Annotated in this window: 21 protein-coding genes and 3 pseudogenes; 9 read left to right on the forward strand and 15 right to left on the reverse strand. The window is 48.7% G+C overall.

Translation table 11 applies throughout. The features are described from left to right. Window positions 1-49: 49 nt before the first annotated feature. Both AR383_RS13050 and AR383_RS22695 read left to right on the forward strand, forming a co-directional pair. A complete protein-coding gene (locus tag AR383_RS13050) occupies window positions 50-469 on the forward strand; it encodes a secondary thiamine-phosphate synthase enzyme YjbQ (RefSeq protein ID WP_055733527.1) in 420 nt (139 codons plus the stop codon). A 62-nt stretch (window positions 470-531) separates the two neighbouring features. Continuing rightward, window positions 532-762: pseudogene (locus AR383_RS22695) on the forward strand (DUF3301 domain-containing protein); the annotation flags it as partial. An 87-nt stretch (window positions 763-849) separates the two neighbouring features. Here AR383_RS22695 and AR383_RS13055 read toward each other — a convergent pair. The 8 genes from AR383_RS13055 to AR383_RS13090 form a co-directional block, all read right to left on the reverse strand. Next, window positions 850-1,563: a sulfite exporter TauE/SafE family protein gene (locus AR383_RS13055; RefSeq protein WP_157051737.1), complete on the reverse strand. Its 714-nt coding sequence runs from the start codon at window positions 1,561-1,563 to the stop codon at window positions 850-852. Between the two features lie 34 nt (window positions 1,564-1,597). Continuing rightward, on the reverse strand, window positions 1,598-2,617 hold the full coding sequence (locus AR383_RS13060) for an oxidoreductase (RefSeq protein ID WP_055733529.1): 1,020 nt from the start codon (window positions 2,615-2,617) through the stop codon (window positions 1,598-1,600). Between the two features lie 19 nt (window positions 2,618-2,636). Continuing rightward, window positions 2,637-3,467 carry a hypothetical protein gene (locus AR383_RS13065; protein WP_055733530.1) on the reverse strand — a complete coding sequence of 277 codons (831 nt, stop codon included), beginning with the start codon at window positions 3,465-3,467 and terminating at the stop codon, window positions 2,637-2,639. Between the two features lie 173 nt (window positions 3,468-3,640). Then, entirely contained in the window at window positions 3,641-5,737 is a 2,097-nt protein-coding gene (locus AR383_RS13070) for a substrate-binding domain-containing protein (protein WP_055733531.1), read from the reverse strand. 143 nt (window positions 5,738-5,880) lie between these two features. Then, the gene (locus tag AR383_RS13075; protein WP_055733532.1) at window positions 5,881-6,906 is read right to left on the reverse strand and encodes a GGDEF domain-containing protein; all 1,026 of its coding nucleotides are present in this window, start codon (window positions 6,904-6,906) and stop codon (window positions 5,881-5,883) included. Window positions 6,907-7,027: 121 nt separating this feature from the next. Then, on the reverse strand, window positions 7,028-7,318 hold the full coding sequence (locus AR383_RS13080; RefSeq protein ID WP_055733533.1) for a hypothetical protein: 291 nt from the start codon (window positions 7,316-7,318) through the stop codon (window positions 7,028-7,030). Between the two features lie 187 nt (window positions 7,319-7,505). Next, window positions 7,506-8,615, reverse strand: a complete 1,110-nt coding sequence (gene asd, locus AR383_RS13085) for an aspartate-semialdehyde dehydrogenase (RefSeq protein WP_055733534.1) — start codon at window positions 8,613-8,615, stop codon at window positions 7,506-7,508. Between the two features lie 161 nt (window positions 8,616-8,776). After that, entirely contained in the window at window positions 8,777-9,124 is a 348-nt protein-coding gene (locus AR383_RS13090) for a hypothetical protein (protein ID WP_055733535.1), read from the reverse strand. Between the two features lie 357 nt (window positions 9,125-9,481). On the opposite strand from AR383_RS13090, the gene AR383_RS13095 reads away from it, so the two are divergent. From AR383_RS13095 to AR383_RS13110, 4 genes and pseudogenes are all read left to right on the forward strand, one after another. Beyond that, complete coding sequence (locus AR383_RS13095; RefSeq protein ID WP_055733536.1) at window positions 9,482-10,333, forward strand: HAMP domain-containing protein; 852 nt, start codon at window positions 9,482-9,484, stop codon at window positions 10,331-10,333. Continuing rightward, window positions 10,276-10,917 (forward strand): sensor histidine kinase, encoded by a 642-nt coding sequence (locus AR383_RS13100; RefSeq protein WP_055733537.1) that lies wholly within the window; start codon window positions 10,276-10,278, stop codon window positions 10,915-10,917. The genes AR383_RS13095 and AR383_RS13100 overlap by 58 nt, the downstream gene beginning before the upstream one ends. Then, window positions 10,907-11,428, forward strand: coding sequence for a DUF5320 domain-containing protein (locus AR383_RS13105; protein WP_055733538.1), 522 nt, complete (start codon window positions 10,907-10,909; stop codon window positions 11,426-11,428). The genes AR383_RS13100 and AR383_RS13105 overlap by 11 nt, the downstream gene beginning before the upstream one ends. Next, window positions 11,415-12,775 (forward strand): annotated as a pseudogene (locus tag AR383_RS13110) (sigma 54-interacting transcriptional regulator). The gene AR383_RS13105 and the pseudogene AR383_RS13110 overlap by 14 nt, the downstream one beginning before the upstream one ends. Here AR383_RS13110 and AR383_RS13115 read toward each other — a convergent pair. The 3 genes and pseudogenes from AR383_RS13115 to AR383_RS13125 all read right to left on the reverse strand — a co-directional run bounded on the left by AR383_RS13115 (window position 12,772) and on the right by AR383_RS13125 (window position 15,210). After that, window positions 12,772-13,987: pseudogene (locus AR383_RS13115) on the reverse strand (dicarboxylate/amino acid:cation symporter). The pseudogenes AR383_RS13110 and AR383_RS13115 overlap by 4 nt on opposite strands. A gap of 349 nt (window positions 13,988-14,336) precedes the next feature. Further along, a complete protein-coding gene (locus tag AR383_RS13120; protein ID WP_055733539.1) occupies window positions 14,337-14,843 on the reverse strand; it encodes a hypothetical protein in 507 nt (168 codons plus the stop codon). A 70-nt stretch (window positions 14,844-14,913) separates the two neighbouring features. Further along, a complete protein-coding gene (locus tag AR383_RS13125; protein WP_055733540.1) occupies window positions 14,914-15,210 on the reverse strand; it encodes a hypothetical protein in 297 nt (98 codons plus the stop codon). 462 nt (window positions 15,211-15,672) lie between these two features. Between AR383_RS13125 and efpL the strand changes: the two genes are divergently transcribed. The 3 genes from efpL (at window position 15,673) to AR383_RS13140 (ending at window position 18,634) form a co-directional block, all read left to right on the forward strand. After that, window positions 15,673-16,245, forward strand: coding sequence for an elongation factor P-like protein EfpL (gene efpL / locus AR383_RS13130; protein ID WP_055733541.1), 573 nt, complete (start codon window positions 15,673-15,675; stop codon window positions 16,243-16,245). 245 nt (window positions 16,246-16,490) lie between these two features. Continuing rightward, a complete protein-coding gene (locus AR383_RS13135; RefSeq protein ID WP_055733542.1) occupies window positions 16,491-17,153 on the forward strand; it encodes a hypothetical protein in 663 nt (220 codons plus the stop codon). A gap of 185 nt (window positions 17,154-17,338) precedes the next feature. Beyond that, window positions 17,339-18,634: an HD-GYP domain-containing protein gene (locus AR383_RS13140; RefSeq protein ID WP_055733543.1), complete on the forward strand. Its 1,296-nt coding sequence runs from the start codon at window positions 17,339-17,341 to the stop codon at window positions 18,632-18,634. A 70-nt stretch (window positions 18,635-18,704) separates the two neighbouring features. On the opposite strand, the gene AR383_RS13145 is transcribed toward AR383_RS13140, so the two are convergent. From AR383_RS13145 to prpC, 4 genes are all read right to left on the reverse strand, one after another. Beyond that, the gene (locus AR383_RS13145) at window positions 18,705-20,591 is read right to left on the reverse strand and encodes a propionyl-CoA synthetase (protein ID WP_157051738.1); all 1,887 of its coding nucleotides are present in this window, start codon (window positions 20,589-20,591) and stop codon (window positions 18,705-18,707) included. Between the two features lie 80 nt (window positions 20,592-20,671). Then, window positions 20,672-21,850, reverse strand: coding sequence for a 2-methylaconitate cis-trans isomerase PrpF (gene prpF / locus AR383_RS13150; RefSeq protein WP_055733545.1), 1,179 nt, complete (start codon window positions 21,848-21,850; stop codon window positions 20,672-20,674). A 10-nt stretch (window positions 21,851-21,860) separates the two neighbouring features. Beyond that, window positions 21,861-24,455: a Fe/S-dependent 2-methylisocitrate dehydratase AcnD gene (acnD, locus tag AR383_RS13155; protein ID WP_055733546.1), complete on the reverse strand. Its 2,595-nt coding sequence runs from the start codon at window positions 24,453-24,455 to the stop codon at window positions 21,861-21,863. A gap of 59 nt (window positions 24,456-24,514) precedes the next feature. After that, on the reverse strand, window positions 24,515-25,642 hold the full coding sequence (prpC, locus tag AR383_RS13160; protein ID WP_055733547.1) for a bifunctional 2-methylcitrate synthase/citrate synthase: 1,128 nt from the start codon (window positions 25,640-25,642) through the stop codon (window positions 24,515-24,517). Between the last annotated feature and the right edge of the window lie 48 nt (window positions 25,643-25,690).

Raw genomic sequence — 25,690 nt, forward strand, 5'->3', positions numbered from 1 at the left:
TCGGTGGCCGCGCTTAGTCTAAAGGTAAATCAATAAAAGGCGAACCGACATGTGGTTACAACGAAGGCTGACACTATCAGCTAAAACCCGAGGCTTTCATTTGGTGACGGCCGAGTTGGTGGCGCAGTTACCCGAGTTGCATCAGATAAAGCAGGGTTTGTGTCATTTATTACTACAACATACCAGTGCCAGCTTAAGCTTAAACGAGAATGCCGATCCTAGTGTGCGCAGTGATTTAGAAGCCTACATTAATCGCTTAGTACCGGAAAATGCCGCTTATTTTGAGCATATTTATGAAGGGGCCGACGACATGCCGGCACATATTAAAGCCAGCTTATTGGGTTGCCAGCTCAGTCTACCGATCAGTAATGGCCAATTAGCCTTAGGTACTTGGCAGGGGATTTACCTCGGTGAACACCGAAACTATGGAGGAGAGCGCCATATACTAGCCAGCTTACATGGCGAATAGCCGCCTTGAGATTGGTATTCTCAGCCCCATATCTAAGCAATAGCCTAACTTAAGTGAGCAACATGGATTTACTGGCCATTTTTATTTTTTGTTTGATTGTGATGTTGTTCTGGCGACGGCGTAAGGATGCAGAGCGAGCTCAATACTTGATTAAGCAAAAATGCCAACAGTTAGATTTACAGTTACTCGACGTTAATTTTAAGCGCGAGAAGCCGCAAAAAATGGCGGGCTACTGGCGTTGGTGCCGTTTTTATCAATTTGAATTTTCCTCCACCGGCGATAGTCGCTATCAGGGCAGCTCATTATGGCGGGCAGCCAATATAAGTTTGAATTACCGGTTTACCGAGTGGCTGACGATTTGTTTGAAGGTTAGTGACGGTTTAGTGGACAAAGAAATAAGCCAAGATTGCGCTACCGCCAGAAAGCGCACACAGCGCCAGCGAAAAATGCCGCATCCATTGTTGCGGTATTTTTTTGCCATAACGCCGCGCCACCCAAGCGCCGAATAAGGCTGCGGGGATCAGCGGTAAGCTGACTTGTAGATGAGTCCAAGACATGTAACCAATAGGGATTTGTACCAGCAACGAGATAAGGCAGCTGGCGACAAAAAAGGCCGATAGGTTGGCGCGTAAATAGTGAGCCTGCTGATGCTGTAGCAGCAAGGCCATGGGCGGGCCACCGATGGAGCTGCTGGTTCCCATGAAACCTGATAGAAAACCGGCGATAGCCAGCCGTTTTGGGGTGGGGGCAATGCGTAAGGGAAACAAACTAATGGCCACGGCAATGAGTACCGATAGACCCAGCCAAAACGATAGGCTGGCTGGATCAGCCCAAAGCAGCAGCGCAGCCCCTGCTACTGAGCCGGGAATGCGCCCTAGAATGGCCGACTTTAAGCCCGCCAGCGAAATACTGGCACGATGTTCATAGGCGCTTAAGCCTGAGACAAACAGTGCCACAATAATCACCGGCCCTGGCACATAGAGGGGTGATAGCTGAAACAGCAGCGGCGCGGCAATGACCGCTAAGCCAAAACCAATGGTGTACTGTACCAAGGAGCCGATAAATATCAGCAGACAAGCGGCTAGTGTTAACAAGTGTGGCAGCCTTGCGTTAATGCTGTTTGCAAATTTATGGCACCGTAACGAGAGTTTGTTGCTGGTGGCTGTGCATCGCCAGCTCGATGATTTTAATCACCTCAGCAGCTTGGCTAGCCGTTACCGCTAAAGGCGTTCCATCGTTAACTGCCTTAACAAAGTTGTCGTAGAAGGCGAGGTAATTGCCCGGCTTCAGCGGCTTATGTAAGCTGGCCTGACTTGCCAGATGTATTTCGCTGCGATTACTGTCGGCACCAAAGGTGGCTGCCTTGGGAGATAAGCCAGCGTTGAGTTGTTGCTCTTGAGGATCTAAGCCCCATTTGGCATAGGAACCTTTGCTGCCGTGAATTTGAAAACGAGGCCCCGGCTCTATCACCAAAGAGCTACAGCACAGTTGTACTTTTTTGTCAGGATAAACCAGATGTAGGTCAAAGCAGTCTGGAGCCACTGCGCCCTTACGTTGGCTGGCTAGATAGGCCCAGAGCCGCTCGGGTTTGCCAAACAAACACAGGGCTTGATCGATGAGATGAGCGCCTAAATCATAGAGTACCCCGCCTCCTTGAGGATCCAGTTCTTTCCAGCGTTGCTTCACTTCCGGGCGATAACGGTGGAAATGGGCGCGGTAGCTATGCACCTCCCCTAAGCTTTGGCTGGCCAGTAATTGCTGAATGGTAAGAAAGTCGCTGTCCCAGCGGCGGTTATGAAATACGCTCAAACACTTACCGCTTTGTTCGGCAATGGCTTGTAGCTCCAGGCACTGCTCGCTAGTAACCGCCAGAGGTTTCTCTACCACTACGTGTTTACCCGCCAGTAAAGCCTGCTTGGCTTGTGCGGCATGCAGCGAATTGGGGCTGGCAATCACCACGATGTCGATGTCGGGGTGGGCAATTAGCTCATCGCTGCTTAAGCATAGCGCCTGCGGGTAGCTGTCGGCAATCTCCTGCTGGCGAGAGCTGGCAATGGCCAATAAATTGAGTTGAGGGTGGGCGCTAATTAGCGGGCCATGAAATACCCGGCCGGATAAACCAAATCCAATAATTCCAACGTTTAACATGCTCGCTCCTATCTGGGACTTAAGGCAAGGGGATGCGCGATAGCTTAATGCTATCAGGTTGCTGGCGCATGACAGAAAGTAGCCAAAGTTGCTGGCCATCGCTGGCGATGGCTTGAGCCGTGTCTGGTTGAGCCAAGGCTATCACCTGTTTGACCTTACCAGAAAGCGGGTCGATGTCTAACAAACTGCTATAACGAGGACTCAATACATACCAGTGGCCCTGATGTTGGGTCATACTGCCTAATTGGTATTGGGCCAATTGCTGTTGTTGCTCGCTGGCTACGCTGAGTTCAAAACTCTGTTGCTGCTGCGCGTCGCGATCGCCGCGATAACAACGTTTTAGCCCCTCGCGCTCACAGGTATAAAAGCGCTGAGTTTGTGGCTCCCACATTAGGCCTGCAGTTTTATGTAGCAAACCACCTTTTAGCCATTTGCGTTTATCTATATAGCGCCAATGTTGGCCTTGTTGTTCAAAGTACAGCAGCCGACCATCACTGGAAATGGCCACTAGGTGTTGGTCAACTAAAACCATGTCGGCAATATCGCCACTGGTAGGTAGGGCGGACAATTCGACTTTATCTAGCTTGGGGCTTAGGTAAGCCAGTTGCGCTGAGCCATTCACCAGCACGGTTTGTGGCGCTAAGGTGCCGACTAACCAATGTTGTTGTTCAGGCAGCCACAATAGACTCGCCGCATTACTAATGCCGTCGATTTGGGCGACCAATTGTGGCTGAACGGTATTGCTAGCCAGCGGGCTGGCTGGGTAATCACTACTTGGTGGGGGAAACAGTACCAGACCGAGCAAGGTCCCCAACATTAATAAGGCAATTAATCCTATAACTTTTAACATGTTTTACCTGTTTGATGGTGTGTGGTGCATGGTCTTCACTGAGTTGCTGTATAGCAGCTCGCGGTGCCACATCTTAACAAATTTACCAGCATACAGGGGGTAATATAGGTGCTCAATAGCCAGTCATATTGCTGAGTATTAGTGCATGACTATGCTGTTCGAGCTGAAGTTTTTCAGCATAAGTCGCTTAACGGAATGCTAATGGTAAAGCAAAAGCCTCGTTCTGGTTGAGTATTAATGTTGAGTTGCCAGCGTAGTTTTTGGGTGATTATGTTGTATACGATGTGCATGCCTAAGCCGCAGCCACCGCTGGTTCTGGCCGTTGTATAGAAGGGCTCAAAAATGTGATTGACTGTTTCTTGGCTAGCACCGTGGCCATCGTCACTGAAGCTGAGTTGGATTTCTTGAGCCAGCCTTTGCAGCTTGATGTCAATTCGGCCGACGCGTTTGCCCCCATCTAAACCATGAATCAGCGCATTAGTGAACAGGTTAGTGATAACTTGGGCAATCGCACCGGGAAAGGTAAATATGCGGATCTCAGGATCAAGTTCGGTATGCAAGGTGACTTTGCTGGTTTTAAGTTGATGCTGCAGGCTGCGTAGCACTTTGTTGATGTAGTCAGCTAGGTTGATTTCCCTCTGCTCTTCATAACTTTGGTCAACCGCGACTTGTTTGAAGCTGGTAATTAGTTCGGCCGCTCGTTGCGCGCTGTTGATGATAATGTCGGTGGTATTGGTGGCATCTTTTATAAATTGTTCAAAGCGCGCTTTGGTGAGCTTTTGCTGGTGCATTTGTTGGGTGAGCCATTCAACCTGTTCTTTCAAATGGCTGGCTGCCAGCAGGCTATTGCCTAATGGCGTATTAATTTCGTGGGCGACACCGCTCACTAAGCTGCCTAGCGCCGCCATCTTTTCACTCAGTTCTACTTGAGCTTGGTATTGCTTAGTTTCTTCTAATAAGCGCTGGTGGTCGATGATGTCGGCAATTTGCGGAGTGATGAATTCGATGAATTCGGCATGGGCACTTTCACTTAAGGCTAGCAAGTAGCCAAAATGCTGCTGTTCGGTTTTTAGCTCGGTCATAACCCAAAGGCCTTGATGGACTTTGTCACTGATGTCCTGATCAAAATGCGCCGGTAAGACTTGTGCGCATTTGTTTGGTTGCGACTGAGTAGAGGGTAACTGTTGGCTTAAGCAGGTTTGGCTTTGCCCTTGGGCGTTAAAGCTATCTTGATAAATATAAAGTTCAGGAATACCTAGTTCCGTAAGGGTGGGCTGAGCTTGCGCCAGTATATGGTGTAAATCGTGGCGCTGGTGGAATAAACGCGTTACCGCTAAGCGCTGAGCGTTACTGTCTCGTTGCTGAATCAACAAGCGCTGGCGTTCATCGTTATTATGTAACGGTACGTCGTAAACCGAAACGCCACTACTGGCACGCAAGATCGACATGGTTTCCAGTTGATATTGCGCTTCTAATTCCACACCATTGAGTAAATCGATGAGCAACTGTGCCGCTAGCGAACCAGTGCGTTGGGCCGGATAAATGGCGGTGGATAGACTGGGGCGGATAGCATCGGCATATTCAAAATCATCAAAGCCGGTGACTTTAACCTGCTGTGGAATAGCAATCTTTTGGCGTTCCAGCTCTTCTATCACTCCTTTGGCACTCAGATCGTTAACGCACATAATGGCATCGGGAAGACGCTGGTATTGCTCTAACCATTGGCGGCATAAATGTTTCGCAGAGGCGGTGGTCATATCACCGTATAAATGCTGTTGTGGCGGAAGGTTTAAGCCCTGTTGTTGCAGCGTATCGGCCAGCGCCCGATAACGTTGTTGCGAGTCAAAATTATTTTTAGGGCCATCGATGTAAAGAATATCTTTACAGCCAATGTCTAGGATGTGTTTGGCGAGTTGCTGCATTCCGCTGTAATTGTCTACAAATACCGAGGGTACGTTGTCTAAGATGCCGCCAACGTTAATTAAGGGCAGGTTGCCAATCACCTTTAATACTTGTTGCATTACATCGCTTGAAGTTTTGTAGCCCACGCCACCGCCATAGAGCAATACGCCATCAATATTGAGTTTTGGTAGCTGCTCGAGTAACCATAAGTCCTTAGATTTAAACAGTTCAGGCTCGGCTAAATAGCCAATAGGGATGAATAAACAGCTGAACAGCTTAGGATCTAAGCTGGTTTGCACGCCACGAATAATTTGTTGGTCGATGGTTTGCGATAAAGTAGGTAAAACAATCGCGATGCGTTTTTTCATGCCACTCTGGTCTAGATAATTTTAGATTTTACTTTAGCAAGTGATGAGAGCTTTGCTGTGATTAGCTTAAGAATATAGTTAATCGTTACGATTTACCTTGGGAAATGTGAAGGCGAAGTCTTTGTTAATACTTCGCCTTAAGCCTAGTTTACTATTGGCATTACTCGGTTTCGACCTAAGCGTTTGGCTTCGTATAGTTGTTTATCGGCGGCTTCAATCAGGGCTATAGATTGGCTGACCGGGTTGTATTCGGCGATGCCAAAGGAGCAGGTGATATTGTCGATGGTTTGCTGGGAGCGGCGATCTTTTATACTGAGTTTTTCGACTGCTCGGCGAATCGACTCTGCTAGGTGTCTGGCTGTGCGCAAATTTGATTTTGGACAAATAATCGCAAACTCTTCACCGCCCACTCGGTAAGCGCGAATGCCATCTCGGCAGCTTTCATTGAGTCGCTTAGCCACAATTTTTAATACCTGATCGCCCAGCAAATGCCCGTAGTTATCGTTAAATACTTTAAAGTGGTCGATGTCACCCAGAATCAGGCATAAGCCCTGCGGTTGGCTATCCAAGAGAGCTTTAAAGTCGGCCTCAAAAGCGCGACGGTTGAGGATGCCAGTTAAAGCATCGAATAGCGCGTCTTTGGCGGTTTCTTTCAATTGGCTTTTAAGGTTTTCTATTTCTGCCTTGGCTTTATCGAGTTGGGCGTGGAAGAAATCGGTGTTTTGGCGAATACTCGCTGCATCATCAATTAAGCTTCTGACTACGCCCATGACTTGATCGAAAGGCATGCCATCTTCTTCGATACGGTGAAGCCTAGCGAAGTTGTTTTCGATGCTGCTTTGGAAGGCGCTGGCATTGGAGCCGGTATCAAACATGGTTTGTGACAGTTCGGTGGCCATGGCTTCTAGGCATAACCGGGTATCTTCAATGTCTAGCTCGTTCTGTTTGGCAATGTGGTTTCGATAGAGCTGTTCACTGCTAGTGCTAGGTACGGTGTTATATTGATTAATCACTTCATCGATGGCGGCAGTGAGTTCTGGATTTTGGTCATCGACATAGAGGTACCACAAGGCATAATTATTAGGCGTAGCAGGGATCTGATGCTTCATCATCAGTGGCACAGCCTTTTTCAGGTTCAGGGTAGCTCTCTTAAATTCTTTGTCGCTCATAAAGCATCCATTTGTTACTTCTGACTAAGGCATCCATGCAGTGTTGGCTCAGTCAGTGGCAAACGTTTTATTCAAGGCTCCTAGGCTTGGGAGCCGTGTTGTTGTTTGCAATTATATTGATTTATTGTGGGCACAAATAGACATGGGCACTTAGCATTTCCGGCTCTGCAGTAGTTAATTGGGTCAGTTTTACTGCATTGCCATGCATGGCGATAACTCTGTCGTTGAGTGATTGTCGGTATTGTTGATTATTTAAACTACCTGAGTCGGCGTTGAATACTCCTAGAATTGCGCAATCAACCACATCTTGAGCATTTTGTGTGATCATAAGTTCTTGCTGTTGCTCAGGAGATGAATTAGAACAAGCGGCTAAAGCCATAAAGGTACTACTTACAATGAGTTTTTTTATCATCACTAAATCCTAACAATGCAAATACGCGAAGTTTTTCTTATCAATAGCTTAGTCAATTTTGCTGACTGGGGAAAACAATTTACCGCTTATTTTAATCTGACTTGGCTTAGCGCAATTTTACTGAACAGCGACTTGGTTTCGCTCAATAAAAAGCCCAGTCATGGGACTGGGCTGGTAACTCGAATGGCTATTTTTCTATTAAAATCCGTAGCATTCTGCGTAGCGGCTCGGCGGCTCCCCACAATAGTTGGTCGCCAACGGTGAAGGCCGAGATGTATTCCGGCCCCATACTCAACTTACGAATACGTCCCACTGGCACACTCAAGGTTCCAGTAACTTTAGTTGGGCTTAATTCTTGAGTTGATAGCTCACGGTCGTTAGGGATAACTTTCACCCAATCGTTGTGCGCCGCTAAAATGGCTTCAATTTCTGCCACAGGTATGTCTTTTTTCAACTTAATGGTCAGTGCTTGGCTATGGCAGCGCATGGCGCCAATGCGTACACAAATACCATCGATAGGCGTTTGGCTATCGCTAGTGCCTAAAATCTTGTTCGCTTCGACTTGCGCCTTCCACTCTTCTTTACTTTGGCCGCTGGCAAGTGGCACATCAATCCATGGGATTAGGCTGCCTGCTAGTGGTACGCCAAATTGATCAGTGGGAAAGTCTTGGCTACGCATTTTTTCTGCGACTTTTCTATCGATATCGAGAATCGCTGAAGCGGGGTCTGCTAATTCGCTAGCTACTTCATCACGAATTTCGCCCATTTGGCTGATTAGCTCACGCATATTACGTGCCCCTGCACCCGAGGCCGCTTGGTAAGTCATTGGGCTGACCCATTCTATAAGGTCTTTTTCAAATAAGCCGCCAATCGCCATCAGTAACAGAGAAACCGTACAGTTTCCGCCAACATAGGTTTTAACACCGTCAGCTAAGGCTTGATCAATGACATGGCGATTTACAGGATCGAGTACAATAACGGCATCATCTTCCATACGTAGAGATGATGCGGCATCGATCCAGTAGCCATCCCAACCGCTAGCGCGCAGCTTAGGGTAGACTTCTTTGGTGTAATCACCACCCTGACAGGTGATGATGGTGTCCATGGCTTTTAGGCTGTCGATATCGAAGGCATCTTGAAGAATGGTTTCGCCGGTGCCTACGTCTGGGCCAGCAATACCAACTTGTGATGTGCTAAAAAAAACGGGATTAATGTGGGCAAAATCGCTCTCATCGCGCATACGCTGCATTAACACGGAACCCACCATGCCGCGCCAACCAACCAAACCTACTTTCATGGTCTGTTTACATCCTTTATTTTATGATCTTGTGTTTGCTCTCTGGTTAAACAAGCTGTATTAACCAAGACTTGAGGGTAACATTGGCTAGCCAATAACACTAGCGCTTCAACAGAAAATCGGATGTTTTTTGAACGTGTCGTGCTGGCGATTGCCGCCGATTAACGGCTATTGCTTTGAGGAAAATTGACCACCTTCGGTGCTTGTCGCTGTTCGTCGCCAATTGGAATGCGGCGAGTGCGTCGTTGCCCCTGTGAATAGCGGTCATAGCAGGCTTCGGATATGCCCATTTCCTGACAAAATTCGACAAAAGTGGCGAAGTCTTTAGCACTAAAGGTTTTGTCGGCGCGGCTGAGTTGACTATCGATGTAAGCTTGGCTGCCGTTAAAACTAATGTTGGCGCAGGCATCGTAGGGTTGCCCGTACTCGCTCACTCTAATAGCCCGCACCAACTTTATCTCAAAGATCCAGTCTCCAATTCTTAAACAGCGCTGTTCAAATTGTTCCATTTTTTGCTTCCTTAGCAGAGGGGAGAAGAAGAAATGCTTATATTGGTTGTTGCAGTAAGAACCGATAGCACAAATTGAGCCAGTTATTTAAGTGATATAAATCATCACCTTAGAAGCGGTAGCTTAAAAAACGGAGCTGGAGCTGTCGGTTTTTGGCGACAGTTGTGTTGCGAGTAAGGGGCTGGGCGCTGTGGATTTTAGTTGCTTGAATTAACTTGGTTTATTAATCAATAGGTTAACTGTAAGTCTTAGCTTATTTGTTGCTGTCGCTTAGTGGCGACAGTGGGATTTTTGTCCACTTCTGGCATTATAGGCGCCAGTTTGCTTGACTCTACAGCCTTAATCTAGAGGTGTTTTTTGATCAATTTCCGTGCCTTAGCCTCCATTCGGCGCTTAAGTTTTTGGGCCTTGGCCACCCTTGGTTTGCCCTTATTAAGCAGCTTGTTGCTGGCGTCATATTATTTGCAGCAGGTCTCTACTCAAGGTCAGCAAACGGCATTTATGTCTGCTCAGGTGGCATCGGCCAGTAAGCGTTTAGATGATGCTTTGTTGGACTTAGAGCGCAGTGCCCGTCAATTTCGCGTATTGGCCGATGAAAGTCGTTTACAGCTTTATCAAAGCCAACGGCAGCGAGTACAGCAAACCTTGGTGGAGTATCAACAGCATACTCAAGACTCAAGTTTGCTAACAATTTTAGAGCACTTACAACAACAGTTGCAGCAATTAACGTTGCAGATGGCCGAGCCAGATAACCTACATCGAACCGAGCTTGACCAGCTGTTTATTGGTTTTGCTGAACTGAGTGAGCAATTTGATTTAGCCAGCCAAGCTTTAATTGAACGGCTGGCAGCAGATTTACAAGAGACCAGTAAGCGAGCCCAACAACGTCTATTGTTAAGCATGTTGAGCCTGCCTTTTGCACTGGCGGCGGCGGTCTTGTTGGTGTTTTTTGTGACTCGCCCTTTGCAGCAATTGCGGCCGCAAATCGCCCGTTTAAAATCCGGTGAATTTGATCAGGCTATTCAAGTCAGTGGCGCTAGCGAGGTGATGGCAATTGCCGACGCCCTCGATGACATGCGTTTGCGTCTGCTGAGTTTAGAACAGCAAAAGACCACTTTTATTCGTCATATTTCGCATGAACTTAAAACCCCTTGGCAGCTATTCGCGAAGGCAACGAGTTACTTTATGACAATAGCGCAGGACCGTTAAATGCGCAGCAGCAGGAAATTACCGAAATTCTGCGGGAAAGCAGCTTGCGCCTGCAGCAATTAATAGAAGCGCTGTTGGATTTTAACCTGTTGCTAGATATGCCCGGCGAGCAGAGCCATCGTTCAGTTGAGTTGCCCGCGCTGGTGGAGAAAGTGCTGGCGAATCATCGCTTAAGTTTGTCCAGCCAGGATTTAAGTTATCACTTAGACTTCAAGCAAGCTGCTGTTATGGCTAACCAAGAACAGTTACGGGTGATTATCGACAACTTGTTATCAAATGCGATTAAGTTCTCACCTTCCGATGGCGTGATTAGCTTGGGCTCCTTTGACGAACAAGGCTCGGTCAGCCTGTATATCGACGATCAAGGTGAAGGCATTAGTGAAGAATTACAACAACGGATTTTTCAACCCTTTGTGCAGGGGCAGGTGGCGAAAGATCCTCGGTTAAAAGGCAGTGGTTTAGGTTTAACTATTGCCAAGGAATTGGTTGAACGCCAACATGCGAGCTTACGTTACCAGCGTTTAGCTGAGGGCAGTCGGTTTATAGTGGAAGGATTAAAAGGAGGCCAGCTCGATGAAAGTTAAATCACGGTTTTGTCTGCTACTTGCGGTAAGTCTGTTGCTAAGTGCTTGTGCTTGGGATCCCGCTAATCGCTCGGCAGTGCCAGTGAGTGATGTTCAACATATTACAATGGGAGAGTTTGATCCCGCTGCTTATTACTTAAATTTAGCCAGCCAAAGTGAAGAGCATATTTTTAACGAATTAGAGCTGTTACTACTGGATCCTGAACTGGGCTATAACAGTATTAAACTTGGCTTGATATATGCCTATAAAAAATCACCGGTGAAAAACCCACATCGAGCACATCGTTTGTTAAGCAAAGCGCTAGCTTCAGAGCAAGCTTACCCGCAACGAGGCATGTTAGTGGCGCTAAACGACCAACTGTATGATGGTTTACGCTGGCAACATCGATATGAGGCTCAACAGTCTAATAAACAGCAACAAGAGAGTCTGCTAAAGCAACAAATTGCCGCATTAAGAATGCAGCTAGATGAACTAACCCGAATAGAGCAACAGTTAAATGAACGAAATTAATCACGCTGGCGGAAACATTTTGGTGGTCGATGATGACCCCAGCCTATTGCGCCTTATCAGTTTACGTTTGCAGTCGGCTGGCTATCAGGTGCAAGCGGTGGCCAGTGCCAAACAAGCCTTAGCCGAACTAGAGAGTTACCCTGCTCAGTTAGTGATTAGTGACGTGCGTATGGATGGCATGGACGGTTTGGCCTTGTTTGGCGCGATTAAACAGCTTTATCCCAGTCTGCCAGTGATGCTGTTAACCGCTCATGGCAATATTCCTGATGCGATAGCGGCTACCCAACAAGGGGTATTTGGTTACTTAACCAAGCCTTTCGACAGTCAGGAATTGCTAGCAAAGGTGGCTGAAGCCTTGCGTTTACAGCCTTCGCTGCACGAAGTTAGCAGTGAGCAAGGTCAGCCCGCATGGCGGCGTGAAATTATTAGTCGCAGTCCGGTGATGGAAGTGTTGTTGAAACAGGTGCAGCAGGTGGCACCGAGCGACGTGAATATTATGATTCAGGGGGAAAGCGGTTCGGGGAAAGAGTTATTAGCCAAGGCGATTCATCATGCTAGTCCGCGTCATCAAGGACCTTTTGTTGCGGTAAACTGTGCCGCGGTTCCTGAGGGCTATTTGAATCGGAGTTATTTGGTCACGCCAAGGGCGCCTTTAGTGGCGCAGCGCAGGCGCACCAAGGTTTGTTTCAGGCGGCCAATGGTGGCACCCTATTTTTGGATGAAATCGCCGATACGCCCTTGAGTGTGCAGGTGAAGTTATTGCGCGCCTTGCAAGAACGAGAGGTACGCCCTGTTGGTTCAACTAAGAATATTGCCGTTGATGTGCGGATCGTTTCGGCCAGCCATCAAGACTTGTATCAAGCGGTGCAACAGCAGCAATTTCGTGAAGATTTGTATTATCGCTTGAATGTGGTGGAGCTTGCCTTACCACCTTTGGTGAAGCGCCGCGAAGATATTCCTCTACTAGTTCATCATTTCAGCCAACAAATTGCTGAGCGCCAAGGCGTGCCCTTAAAAACCTATTCCCCGGAAGCGATGTCGGCCTTAGTGGCGGCGCGTTGGCCGGGTAATGTTCGCCAGTTAATGAATGTAGTAGAGCAAACCAATGCGCTGTCTACGGGGCCTTTGATTCCCGCACAATTGGTGCAGCAAGCCTTGCGGGAGAAAGCCGAATTAGTCAGTTTTTCTCAGGCGCGTGATGAATTTGAGCGGGGCTATTTAGCGCGCTTGTTGCGCCTGACTCAGGGTAATGTGAGTCAGGCTGCGCGCTTGGCGATGCGTAATCGCACGGAGTTTTACAAGTTACTGGAGCGCCATCATTTGCGCCCCGAGTCCTTCCGTGGTTAAAGGTGCTTCTGGTTGAAGCGGTCTACAATCACGGCGCAGGCTGCATCGCCAGTAATATTTAACGAGGTGCGGATCATATCGAAGATACGGTCCAGAGCGAACAACAGTGGTAGTCCCTCAATCGGGATCCCTGCCGCCAATAACACCGCTACAACCAAGAAAGAGGGCCAGGTACACCTGCTTGGCCAATCGCACCAAGGGTCGCGGTAAAGATGATCGCCGCATAGGCCGTTAAGCTTAAATCCACTTGAAATAGCTGGGCAAAAAACATCGCTACTAGGCCATAGTAAATGGCGTTACCACTCATATTGATGGTGGCGCCCAAAGGCAGCACGAAGGCGGTAGTGGCTTTGGATATCTTTAACTCTTCTTCAACCACTTCCATGGTGACTGGCAAGGTAGCCATTGAGGAAGCGGTTGATAGCGCCACCGCCTGCGGTTTCTTCATCTTGCTGATAAATGTTCTGACCGACATCTTAGAGAATAGCTTGATGCTTAAGGGTAGAAGACGAAGCCAAAAATCAGAATGCTTGCGACATACACAGCAAATAGCTTGGTGACCAGCGTTAACATGGTAAAACCGAAGGTACCTACAGAGTCAGCCATTAAACCAAATACCCCTATCGGTGCAATCAGCATGACAACATTAATCATCCAGATAAAGGCCTGAATGATGGTGTCTAAGCCATCCATAATCGGCGCACTTTTTTCCTTGGGCTGTTTAGATAAGGCGATACCTAAGAACAAACAAAATACCATGATTTGCAGAATATTGGCGTCCATTAGGGAGGCAAACACATTCTCTGGAATCATGCCGATGATGGTATCCATGACTCCGGGAACTTCACCTTTGTCTGAATATTCGTTAGAAAACAAGTGACTGGCGTGGCTAAGGTCTAAGGCGTGACCGGGTTGAAAAATCCAACCCATAACTAAGGCTAGCGCCACTGCCAGTGCTGAGCTGAGCATAAAAAACGCGAAGGTTGATATACCGATTTTGCCCGCTTCTGGGCTATTGCCTAAATTGGCCGCTCCGGCAATGATCGACACCCCAATCAAGGGAATCACCAACATTTTGATTAGGTGAATAAAGATGGTGCCTAATGGAGCAAAGATGGCAGCTTGCTCACCCATGAGCGCGCCTACTAGTGCGCCAATGACCATAGCAATGACGACTTGTACGCCAATATTTTTATACAGTGCTGGTTTCATCAAGTTTTCCGTTTGAATAGTATGATTGAAATCGTAGTGGTCGCGAATTGTACTGTATATAGATTATTAGTTAATGCTTAGTTCTAATAAATTTGATTTAGGTGGTGTTTATTTCTGTTAATCCTGCCTAAGGCAAACGTCATACACTATGAAGTACTGGGTGTAGTGGTTTTAGGGTAAATACTCAGACTTGAATGGCCAGTAATACTATGGGGAGACCGTTTGCTGTGTCTGACTCTTGGTGATGTGGCTTAACTCGTGTGCTTGGCGAAGCGTAATCGTAGCAAGTTGAATCGATTAGGCCTTAGTACTGGACAATAGTGCCAGTGTTAGCTGGCACCATATGGCTTTAGCTTTGTGTTAGGGCTAACTCACGGCAGTGGGTGATGTAGTCAAGGGTTTCGCTAAGATTTTCAGGAAAGCGCATTTCTAGCTCAGATTCAATGAGTTGGGGTTGGTGTTGGTCGATGGCTATGCAGTAGTGCTGGTCGCCATCTTCGGCATAAATGGTGGTGGTGTACAAAAAGTTCTCTTGTTCATCATAGAGGTCGAAGGTATTGCTGTTGTCATAACTGACTCGAAACACCGCATATTGGTGAGCGGGTTGGCCTTCTTCATCTAGTGGTACTTCTCCATCCGCTCGCTGATTAAGAGTGATATCAACGCGCTCGAAACCATTGGCGATAAGTAGTCGCTTAAAATTGACTAGCTCATCGGCTGCTGCCGAGTCGGGGAAAGACGTCTGGGTAGGATAAAAGCTAAGAAAGACCTGGTTTTCAGCTTGATAGTCTTCGTTATCGTCACAGCCAATTAAAGTTAGGCTTAGCAAGGACAAGGGAATAATTTTTTGTAGCATGTTTTCCTCGTTATTGTGGTTCACCTCCGTTGTGAAAAGTCCCATTTTTATAGTTTGTTAGGGTGTATTCTTATTGATTGAGTGCTCGACAGGCAGCAACCAATTGATGGGCTTGGTGTTTGTTGTGCGCCGTTGTTACCGGTAAATCCACCAGCATATTAAATTTAGTTAGAGGCTCACTAGGCAAACAGAGGTGTTTCTGGCTGAGCTCGGAATATAAAGTGGTGCTATAGAGAAACTCGCCACTTTCGGAATACAGCTCGAGATCGAGGCTATCGGTAAACTCAATTAAAAAGGTGCTGTGTTGGCCGACACTTTGGCCATTCAGCGTGGGTGGTTTACCGTCGGCGCGCTGGTTGATTTCCACGCTTTCTGTGCTTGAGAGTTGCTTGGCTCGAAAGAAACGTTTTTGGCTAATTGTTGTGCTTTTATCGGTGAACAGAGGAAAGCTATCTGTGGGGGGTAGAAAGTAATAGAGACTTGACTAGGCGGCTGTTGATCGTCAATCGAGCAGGCCCACAATAACAGCGATAATAGCGTAACAGCAGCAATACGCAGGGAAAACATCAATACTCCTAAGTTGGTAAATTGGCTAAGCTTCCTGTTAGCTGAGATCATCCCTGAATAGATGAGCGAGTTTTTTACAGAAACCTGCAGGATGACGCAAGCGAAACTTGGACGCTGTGTTTAACTATCTCTATTTATTTTGATTTTTGCGAAGTTTATTGCATAAAGTCGCGTTGTTTGGCGTTTCGCTAAAGGCGCAATAGTTGCCTAAAATTTTTTACATGATATTTTCAGAGCAGATCTTATTGAAGGATGTTAAATCATGCCAAAGGCAAGTGAAATTAAGAAAAATGCCGCTATTGAACATAACGGTAAGGTGTACTTTGTAAAAGATATCGCCAAGCTTACTCCTAGTGGGCGAGCGGGTGCCAGTTTGTATAGAATGCGTTTATATGACGTGGCGACAGGTGCTAAAGCCGACGAGAGCTTTAAGGCCGATGAAATGATTAATTTGGCCGATGTAGGTCGTCATCAGGTGATGTTCTCTTACGTTGATGGTGAAGAATATGTGTTTATGGATGCAGAGGACTACACGCCTTACAACTTGCATCAAGACACCATTGCAGAGGAGCTGCCTTTCATCACTGAAGAGACCTCAGGCATGCAGGTGGTCACCGTTAGCGGCGCACCAGTGGCGGTTGAACTACCCGCTAGTGTTGAATTGTTGATTGTGGAAACCGACCCGTCAATTAAGGGCGCTTCTGCCAGCGCACGCACGAAACCGGCGATTTTAAGCACCGGTTTGACGGTACAGGTGCCGGAATACATCGCCAGTGGTGAAAAAATTAAAGTCAGCACTGCTGAGAAGAAGTTTATGAGCCGGGCTGAAAAGTAGTCGCATTCAAGCTTAGCTCCTTATTAAGCAGCCCATGGGCTGCTTTTTTAATGGTTTATACAGCTGAGGTGCAGGTTTAAGCTTGTTGCGAACAACCTTTATTTACTGTTTTGTCAGTATTTTTTACAGCTAGCCTTTGTGTTCCATACTGTTATGTTGTTAATTTATTGATTTAAAAGAGTAAATTTATTTTGGATTGATTTTTGCTAAATGCTCGCCGAACGAATCTAAACAAGGACAAGTAAGTGAGTTATAAATTTAATTTTTTCAAAGCCTTAATGTTAGTTTTAGTGCTTTCCCCTTGGGGAGCCAAAGCGGGCATCATTGTTGATAAAAGTTTTGACCCCAGCAACATCGTCATTGGCACCTATATCGATAATAGCAATGGTAGTGCCGATTTATTCGATGATTTTTCACTAAACAGTGATACCACTATTACCGATATCACCTTTTGGGGTGGTTATTGGTCGAGCGGTACCATTCCTAGCGGCGAAGCCCTGCGTATGCGCATCGAGCAGGCCAATGGCCCAGCTCGTGGCGCGACGGTGCTAGACACGGTATTTGATTTCACTCGTAGCAATACAGGCTTTACCCACAATAACAATGGAAGCAGTGATATTTGGGCCTTTGCTGCCAGCGATTTAAACATCGATTTGGCCGCCGGCGATTATTGGTTGAGCTTCTATATGGCTAGCAGCGCCTCGCAAACCAGCTTTATCTGGCAGCGCTCTGTCTCGAGTGCGCCGATTGGCGTTTATAGTACTAGCTCAGACTATATCTCTGACTATGGTGATTATGCCTTTGTACTTGAATCCAATGTTCAAGCTGCCCAAGTCAGTGAGACCGCTAGTTTTATGATTTTCTTACTCGCCTGTAGTGGCTTACTGTGGCGTCGAAAATTTTCTTAGTAGCAGTCTAGAGAAACTAATCTAAGGCAACCCCATAGGCTGCTTTTTTTGGGGTTTTTGCAAGCTTCCTTACTGTTAGATTTGTCACATTTAACGATTTACTTCTACAATTAACTTAGTTTTTACTAAAATTTGTCGCTGAAGGATCAAGTTGTGGCGATAGTAAGTCATGCTAGGAGGCCCTTATGGGACAGTCTGCGGCACTAAATGTTGATTTACGGCAAATGGTTATCGCCATTGAAACAGCGGTATCCTTAGTGGGGATGAATGATACCAATCATGGTAAACGGGTTGGCTATATCGCCAGCCAAATTGGTCACCAACTTGGCTTCAGTGATGTTGATTTGCAATACGCTTTCGATTTAGGGCTGCTGCATGACTGTGGTGTATCCACCGAGCAGATGCACTCAAGCTTAGTGAATCATTTTGACTGGGAAGAGGCGCACATTCACTGCAATATTGGTTATCAACTGCTTAAACCCTTTGAACCTCTCGCTAAATTTGCCACTCCAATTCTTTACCATCACACCGCTTGGAGTGATTTACTGAACGTTAATATCAGCCCCTACGATGCGCGCATGGCCAATTTAATCTACTTGGCCGATAGGATTGATGTGCTTGCCGCAGGCCACTATGAAACCGATATATTGATAGCCAAGCATGAAGTGGTTCGCTCCATTACCGGTTATTCTGGTAGCTATTTTGATCCTGAGTTAGTACAGGCTTTTCAATTGGTTGAGCGCTCGGAAGCCTTTTGGATTGCTTTGGAGAATCGTCATATCAGTCGTTATGCGTGGGACATGGGCAGAGTCGCGAGCAACCATCCGCTGAGTTGGCCTCAGGTGAAGCAACTGTCGATGATTATGTCTTATATCGTTGACCAGAAAAGTCCATTTACCGCTCAGCATTCGTTACGCGTGGCTGAATTAGCGAAATTTATTGCTGAGTGTTATGGCCTGTCTTCTGAGCAATGTGACAAGGTGGAAATTGCTGGTTTATTGCATGATTTAGGCAAACTGCATACTCCCGACAACATTCTAGAAAAGGCTGGGCCACTGAATGATGTGGAACGGGCCATCATGAATCAGCATAGTTACGAGACCTACGAAATACTGCGTCATATTGATGGCTTGGGTGAGGTGGCGCGCTGGGCTGCTTATCATCACGAGGGCATCAATGGTGCGGGTTATCCCTTCCACCCAGATAAAAGCGAGCTTTGCCTAGAGGCGCGGATTATCGCGGTGGCTGATATTTTTCAGGCTTTGGTGCAAAAGCGCCCCTATCGAGAGGGCATGAAGAAAGAGGCCGTTCTTAGCATTTTGAGTGAGTTGGCCGAGTCCGGCAAGTTAGATAATGAGGTGGTGAAGCTGGTCACTCGGCGCGCCGCAGACTGTTATCAATATGCCTTGGGAGAATCTGCAGAAAGCGCTCAAGCCTATTTGGAAGGCTTGGTGCATCAGTTTAAAGCTAAACAGCAGTAAACTAGTTTAGGCCAATAAAAAAGCAGCTTTAGAGCTGCTTTTTTGATTTAACTTACTGTAGTTTAAGGCTTTAAATCATGGTTCGACCTTGACGCATTAACTCTTCAATTTCGCTTAAGCTGGCCGGATCATCGATGGTGGAAGGAATTGCATAGTCTTCTCCATCGGCTAGTTGGCGCAGGGTGCGGCGAAGAATTTTTCCTGAGCGAGTTTTTGGCAGGCGTTGCACGATAATTGCCTGAGTAAAACAGGCTATCGCGCCAATCTCGTTGCGCACTTTTTGGATCAATTCCTTGGAGATTTCCTGTTCGCTTTGCTGCACACCATCCTTTAATACCACTAAGCCAAAGGGCACTTGGCCTTTTAGTTCATCATGGCTGCCGATCACCGCGCACTCTGCTACCGCAGGGTGGGCGCCCACTACTTCTTCCATTTCGCCTGTAGATAAGCGATGCCCGGCAACGTTAATTACATCGTCGATGCGTCCCATAACAAACAGATAACCGTCTTGGTCGATGTAGCCGCCATCCCCCGAGACATAATAACCAGGGAACTGTTTTAAGTAGGCCGATTCAAAGCGGGCTTGGTCACCCCATACCGTGGGTAAGCAACCCGGAGGCAGTGGCAGCTTGATGGCAATATAACCTTGTTGCATCGGCTCGCAGGGCTCGCCCATCTCATCCAAAATACTCACTTGGAAACCCGGTAAGGGCTTGCTGGCACTACCGGGTTTCACCGGCATGCGTTCTAAACCTATCGGGTTGCCGGCAATCGCCCAGCCGGTTTCGGTTTGCCACCAGTGATCGGTCACTGGTTTGTCGGTTTTATTGATGGTCCACTCCAGAGTGGGTGGGTCGAGACGTTCACCGGCCATGAAGATATCGCGCAGTTGGCTAAGGTCGTAGTCTTTAATGAGTGCGCCATCGGGATCTTCCTTTTTAATCGCCCGAAAGGCGGTCGGTGCGGCGAATAAGACCTTCACCTTGTGCTCGCTGGCCACTCGCCAAAATGCGCCCGCATCGGGAGTGCGCACCGGCTTGCCTTCATACAAGATGGTGGTGCAACCGTAAATTAGCGGGGCATAGACTATGTAAGAATGGCCCACTACCCAGCCCACATCGGAGGCGGCCCAAAATACTTCGCCGGGCTGCATGTTATAAACGGTTTGCATCGAGTAATGCATCGCTACGGCGTGACCACCGTTATCTCGTACCACTCCTTTGGGTTTGCCAGTGGTGCCAGAGGTATACAAAATATACAGTGGGTCGGTGGCATCTACCGGTACACAGTCGTGTGGTTCGGCTTGTTGCTGAAGGCTTTGCCAGTTGAGATACTGTTGATTAAAACCCACCGCTTGCTGGGGGCGCTGCCAAACGATCACCGGCGTGTTCATCTGGGTACTTTGCTCTAAGGCGAGGGTAACCATGGGTAAGTAGTTGATTACTTTGCTGCCTTCTAAGCCGCAACTGGCGGTGAGTATCACCTTGGGCTGGGCATCGTTGATGCGCACCGCTAATTCTTGCGCGGCAAAACCACCAAATACCACCGAGTGGATTGCACCGAGTCTGGCACAAGCGAGCATGGCGATGGCCGCTTGAGGAATCATCGGCATGTATAATACTACTCGGTCGCCTTTGCTGACGCCTTGCTCAGCCAGCATGCCTGCGGTTTTGGCGACTTCATCCCGCAATTGATTAAAGCTGAAGTGTTGCTGTTGATTGGCTACTGGCGAGTCGTAAATTAACGCGGTTTGCTCGCCGCGACCATTTTCGCAATGGAAATCTAGCGCTAGGTAGGCGGTGTTTAAACTGCCGCCCTTAAACCAGCGGTAGTTACCATGTTGATCTTGGCTTAGCGCCTGTTGCGGTGGGCTATACCAGGCCAGCTTTTGAGCTTGTTCTAACCAAAATTGTTCGGGCTGTTGTTGGGCAAATTGTGCTTGTTGCTGATAACTCATAATTCCTCCTCGTCCCTAAGCGACACACTACCTGGCAAGGGGCGGTTATATTGGTTGGGTTAGTTCAATGGCCGCTCAACTTAGAAGCTGTCACTGGGTACGCGCACCCAACCCTCCATTAAGATCCTGGCGCTGCGACTCATACTCACCTTGTCGACTTGCCAACGATTGTTTTGCTTACGCGCCTGAGCGCCTACTTTGAGGCTGCCCGAGGGGTGACCAAAGCGTACGCTTTCGCGCTCGCCGCCGCCTGCTACCTGATTCACCAAGGTGCCGGGAATGGCTGCCGCGGTGGCGATGGCCACTGCAGCGGTGCCCATCATGGCGTGGTGTAGCTGACCCATGGATAGAGCGCGAACACACAGGTCGTTGTCGATGGCTTTAATCGCTTTACCGCTAGAGCTGAGGTAGTCTTGGGAGCGCGCGACAAAAGCCACTTTGGGCGTATGTTGGCGCTGCGCCGCCTGCTCTAGTTGCTCAATTAGCCCCATTTTTAAGGCGCCATAGGCGCGAATCTTTTCAAATTTGGCCAGCGCTTGTGGGTCGTTGTTGATATCTTCCTGTAGCTCGGTGCCGCGGTAACCGAGCTCTGCCGCATCGAGGAAGATGGTGGGAATACCGGCGTTAATCATGCTAGCGGTAAAACTGCCCAGCTCTGGTACGTCCAGTTGCTCAAGCACTTGTCCAGTGGGGAATAGCGCACCGTCGCCATCGGCCGGGTCGACAAATTCAATCTGCACTTCGGCGGCGGGAAAGGTCACGCCGTCTAGCTCAAAGTCGCCACATTCTTGTACTTCGCCATCCACTATTGGCACATGGGCGATAATGGTTTTTTTAATATTGGCTTGCCAAATACGCACACTAGCAAAGCCATTGTGCGGAATTCTAGCCGGACCCACCAAGCCGCTGTATATGGCGAAGGCGCCCACGGCAGCGGTTAGGTTGCCGCAATTACCACTCCAGTCGACAAAGGCCTTATCAATAGCCACTTGGCCAAATAAATAGTCGACGTCGTGTCCACTCTGTTGGCTTTTGGCAAGGATGACGGTTTTACTGGTGCTAGAGCTGGCGCCACCCATGCCATCAATTTGTTTGGCATAAGGGTCAGGACTGCCCACGACTCGCAGTAGCAGCTTATCGCGTGCTTCACCGGGCTGCTGAGCGGCGCTGGGCAGATCTTCTAGCTTGAAGAACACCCCCTTGCTGGTACCGCCACGCATATAACAGGCCGGAACGCGGATTTGTTTTACTGGCTTCATCTGCGGCTCCTTAAGCTGGCTGCTGATTTTCGAGAAAATCTTGAGCAAAGCGCTGTAGTACGCCACCGGCTTGGTAAACCGAGACTTCTTCGGCGGTATCCAAGCGACAAATCACCGGTAAGTCGATACGTTCGCCGTTGGCACGAGTGATCACCAGTGTGAGGCGTTCGCCGGGGGCGGGTGTGCCAATCACGTCGTAACATTCACTGCCATCAATTTGGTAACAGTGACGAGTTTTGCCTTCGGTGAATTGCAGCGGCAATACCCCCATGCCCACTAGGTTGGTGCGGTGAATGCGCTCAAAGCCTTCAGCCACGATCACTTCAACCCCCGCCAAGCGGACACCTTTGGCCGCCCAGTCGCGTGACGAGCCTTGGCCGTAGTCGGCACCGGCAATAATTATCAGTGGCTGTTGGCGCTGCATGTAGCACTCAATGGCTTCCCACATCCGCATTACTGTGCCTTCGGGCTCTAAGCGGGTGAGTGAGCCTTGTTTCACTTGGCCGTTTTCCAGCACCATTTCGTTAAACAGTTTGGGATTGGCAAAGGTAGCGCGTTGCGCGGTTAAGTGATCACCACGGTGGGTGGCATAGGAGTTAAAGTCTTCTTCGGGTAGCCCCATCTTGGCTAGGTAGGCACCGGCGGCGCTGTCTAGCATAATCGCATTGGAGGGCGATAGATGGTCGGTGGTAATGTTGTCGCCCAACACCGCCAAAGGTCGCATACCTTGTAAGCTGCGTTGTCCTGCTAGCGCCCCTTCCCAGTATGGCGGGCGGCGAATATAGGTGCTTTGCGGGCGCCACTCATACAGCGGTGAACTGCTGCTACCGTAATCCACCTTAATATCAAACATCGGCTCATAGACTTGCTTGAAGTGTTCGGGTTTTACACTTTGTTCGAGTACCGCATCGATCTCTTCATCGCTAGGCCAAATGTCTTTTAGAGTAATTGGCTGGCCTTGGCTATCGTGGCCAAGTGCATCTTTCTCGATGTCGAAGCGAATGGTGCCGGCAATCGCGTAGGCTACCACCAGTGGTGGAGAGGCCAAGAAGGCTTGTTTGGCATAGGGATGAATGCGCCCGTCGAAGTTACGGTTACCGGACAACACCGCCGTTGCATATAAGTCGCGGTCGATAATCTCTTGTTGAATTTTAGGGTCTAAAGCCCCGCTCATACCATTACAGGTGGTACAGGCAAAAGCCACGATACCAAAACCTAACTGCTCTAACTCGGGTAATAGCTGGGCTTCTTCTAGGTACAGTTGTACCGCCTTAGAGCCCGGAGCCAAAGAGGTTTTCACCCAGGGTTTGCGACTTAAGCCCAGTTTGTTGGCGTTGCGTGCCAGTAAACCGGCGGCAATCACGTTGCGTGGGTTAGAGGTATTGGTACAGCTGGTAATGGCGGCAATAATACAGGCACCATCCGGCATTAATCCTTCTTGCGTGGGAACTGGCGCGGCAATGCCTTGGCTGGCTAGTTCGCTAGTGGCCACGCGGCGATGCGGATTGGATGGCCCAGCTATGTTACGACCCACCGTAGATAAATCGAAGTGCAGCACGCGCTCATATTGCGCTTCGCTGAGTTGGTCAGCCCATAAACCGGTGGTTTTGGCGTAGTTTTCCACCAGTGCCACTTGTTCGGCATCGCGGCCGGTCAGTTTAAGGTAGTCGATGGTGTTATCATCGATGTAGAACATCGCCGCGGTAGCACCAAATTCCGGCGTCATATTAGAAATGGTAGCGCGGTCACCTAGGGTGAGCTGAGCGGCACCTTCACCATAAAATTCTAGGTAGCTAGAGACCACTCGCTGCTCGCGTAAAAACTCGGTTAGGGCTAACACGATGTCGGTGGCGGTAATGCCACTTTGGCGTTGTCCGCTCAGCTCTACGCCAATAATATCTGGCAGGCGCATATAGGAGGCGCGCCCTAACATTACGTTTTCGGCTTCTAAACCACCTACGCCCACGGCGATTACGCCCAGCGCATCCACATGGGGAGTATGGCTGTCGGTGCCCACTAAGGTATCGGGAAAGGCCACACCGTCACGCGCTTGAATCACTGGCGACATTTTCTCCAGGTTGATTTGGTGCATGATGCCGTTGCCAGGGGGAATAACATCAACGTTTTCAAAGGCGGTTTTACACCAGTTGATAAAGTGAAAGCGGTCGTCGTTACGGCGGTCTTCAATGGCGCGGTTTTTGGCAAAGGCATCTTTTTCATAACCGGCGTGTTCCACCGCTAAGGAATGGTCAACAATCAACTGAGTGGGTACCACCGGGTTCACCTTGGCCGGATCGCCGCCTTTTTCGGCAATGGCATCACGTAGACCCGCCAAATCTACCAGAGCCGTTTGTCCCAAAATATCGTGGCACACCACGCGTGCTGGGTACCAAGGGAAGTCTAAGTCGCGTTTGCGTTGAATGATTTGACTCAGAGCGGCAGTGAGCTGCTCTGGTGGGCAGCGCCGTACTAGGTTTTCGGCCAGTACTCGCGAAGTATAGGGCAGGCCTGCGTAGGCGCCGGCTTGGATGTCTTCAATCGCTGCGCGGGTATCAAAATAGTCTAAGAGGCTATTAGCTAAAGGTTTGCGGTAATCGGTATTCATAAGCGTTTCCACAGCTAAGGGAACAATTCAGTGGAGCTCTAGCTCCACTGACCGGGCGACTAAGCGCGTTGGGCTAAGGGCACGTAAGCACGAGGCTCGCTGCCAGTATAGTCTGCGCTAGGACGAATAATGCGGTTATTGGCCCGCTGCTCCATAATATGAGCGGCCCAACCACTGACCCGCGAGCAAACAAAAATCGGGGTAAACAGTGGGGTGGGTATGCCCATGAAATGATAGGCGCTAGCATGGAAGAAATCGGCGTTACAGAACAGTTCTTTCTCGCGCCACATCACTTCTTCCACTCGCTCTGAGACCGCAAACAGGTGCTGGTCGCCGCTGGCTTCGCTGAGTTTCTTCGACCAGGCCTTGATTAAGGCATTACGTGGATCGCTGGTACGATAGATGGCATGGCCAAAGCCCATGATTTTATCTTTGCGGGCCAGCATGCCCATGATTTCCTGCTCAGCTTGTTCTGGGCTGGTCCAGTTTTTAATCATCGCCATGGCGGCTTCGTTGGCTCCGCCATGCAAGGGGCCGCGCAGTGCACCAATTGCGCCAGCTACCGCAGAGTGAATGTCGGATAAGGTTGAGGCAATCACCCGGCCGGTAAAGGTTGAGGCGTTAAACTCATGCTCAGCGTAGAGAATTAATGAACATTGCATCACCTGCTCGTGTAAAGGATCGGGTGCTTTGCCGTGCAGTAACTGTAAGAAGTGTCCGGCAATGGATTTAGCCGAACTTTGAGTAGAAATACGCTCGCCGGTTTGGCTGAAGCGATACCAGTAACAGATAATCCCAGGCAGTGCCGCCAGTAGGCGGTCGGTATGATGCTGTTGCTGGTCAAAACTGGCTTCAGTTTCTAGGTTGCCTAGCATTGATACACCAGTGCGCATTACATCCATGGGGTGCGCGTCGGCGGGGATCAGTTCCAGTACTTTCTTGAGTGAGTCTGGTAGTTCACGCAGGTTGTGTAAAGTGTCGTGATAAGCGGCTAATTGCTCGCGATTGGGGAGTTCACCGTTGAATAACAGGTAAGCCACTTCTTCGAAGCTGGCATGTTCGGCCAATTCGCTAATATCGTAACCACAATAAGTGAGACCTGAGCCGCTTTGGCCCACGGTGCATAATTTGGTTTCGCCTGCACTTTGTCCGCGTAAGCCTGCGCCTCCTAAAGCTTTTTGTACCATGATGTTCTCCTTTCATTCATTGCTTGGTTTAACCAGCAAGGCGCATAA

Source organism: Agarivorans gilvus, from assembly GCF_001420915.1.
Classification (GTDB): domain Bacteria; phylum Pseudomonadota; class Gammaproteobacteria; order Enterobacterales; family Celerinatantimonadaceae; genus Agarivorans; species Agarivorans gilvus.

What these genes read in the sequence shown, in the direction of transcription:
- AR383_RS13075 (WP_055733532.1), bottom strand. Translation starts at nt 6,906, where the DNA reads ATGAGCGACAAAGAATTTAAGAGAGCTACCCTGAACCTGAAAAAGGCT.
- AR383_RS13080 (WP_055733533.1), bottom strand. Translation starts at nt 7,318, where the DNA reads ATGATAAAAAAACTCATTGTAAGTAGTACCTTTATGGCTTTAGCCGCT.
- AR383_RS13070 (WP_055733531.1), bottom strand. Translation starts at nt 5,737, where the DNA reads ATGAAAAAACGCATCGCGATTGTTTTACCTACTTTATCGCAAACCATC.
- AR383_RS13060 (WP_055733529.1), bottom strand. Translation starts at nt 2,617, where the DNA reads ATGTTAAACGTTGGAATTATTGGATTTGGTTTATCCGGCCGGGTATTT.
- prpF (WP_055733545.1), bottom strand. Translation starts at nt 21,850, where the DNA reads ATGAAGCCAGTAAAACAAATCCGCGTTCCGGCCTGTTATATGCGTGGC.
- AR383_RS13145 (WP_157051738.1), bottom strand. Translation starts at nt 20,591, where the DNA reads ATGAGTTATCAGCAACAAGCACAATTTGCCCAACAACAGCCCGAACAA.
- AR383_RS13140 (WP_055733543.1), top strand. Translation starts at nt 17,339, where the DNA reads ATGGGACAGTCTGCGGCACTAAATGTTGATTTACGGCAAATGGTTATC.
- AR383_RS13105 (WP_055733538.1), top strand. Translation starts at nt 10,907, where the DNA reads ATGAAAGTTAAATCACGGTTTTGTCTGCTACTTGCGGTAAGTCTGTTG.
- efpL (WP_055733541.1), top strand. Translation starts at nt 15,673, where the DNA reads ATGCCAAAGGCAAGTGAAATTAAGAAAAATGCCGCTATTGAACATAAC.
- AR383_RS13065 (WP_055733530.1), bottom strand. Translation starts at nt 3,467, where the DNA reads ATGTTAAAAGTTATAGGATTAATTGCCTTATTAATGTTGGGGACCTTG.
- AR383_RS13050 (WP_055733527.1), top strand. Translation starts at nt 50, where the DNA reads ATGTGGTTACAACGAAGGCTGACACTATCAGCTAAAACCCGAGGCTTT.
- acnD (WP_055733546.1), bottom strand. Translation starts at nt 24,455, where the DNA reads ATGAATACCGATTACCGCAAACCTTTAGCTAATAGCCTCTTAGACTAT.
- AR383_RS13120 (WP_055733539.1), bottom strand. Translation starts at nt 14,843, where the DNA reads ATGCTACAAAAAATTATTCCCTTGTCCTTGCTAAGCCTAACTTTAATT.
- AR383_RS13090 (WP_055733535.1), bottom strand. Translation starts at nt 9,124, where the DNA reads ATGGAACAATTTGAACAGCGCTGTTTAAGAATTGGAGACTGGATCTTT.
- asd (WP_055733534.1), bottom strand. Translation starts at nt 8,615, where the DNA reads ATGAAAGTAGGTTTGGTTGGTTGGCGCGGCATGGTGGGTTCCGTGTTA.
- prpC (WP_055733547.1), bottom strand. Translation starts at nt 25,642, where the DNA reads ATGGTACAAAAAGCTTTAGGAGGCGCAGGCTTACGCGGACAAAGTGCA.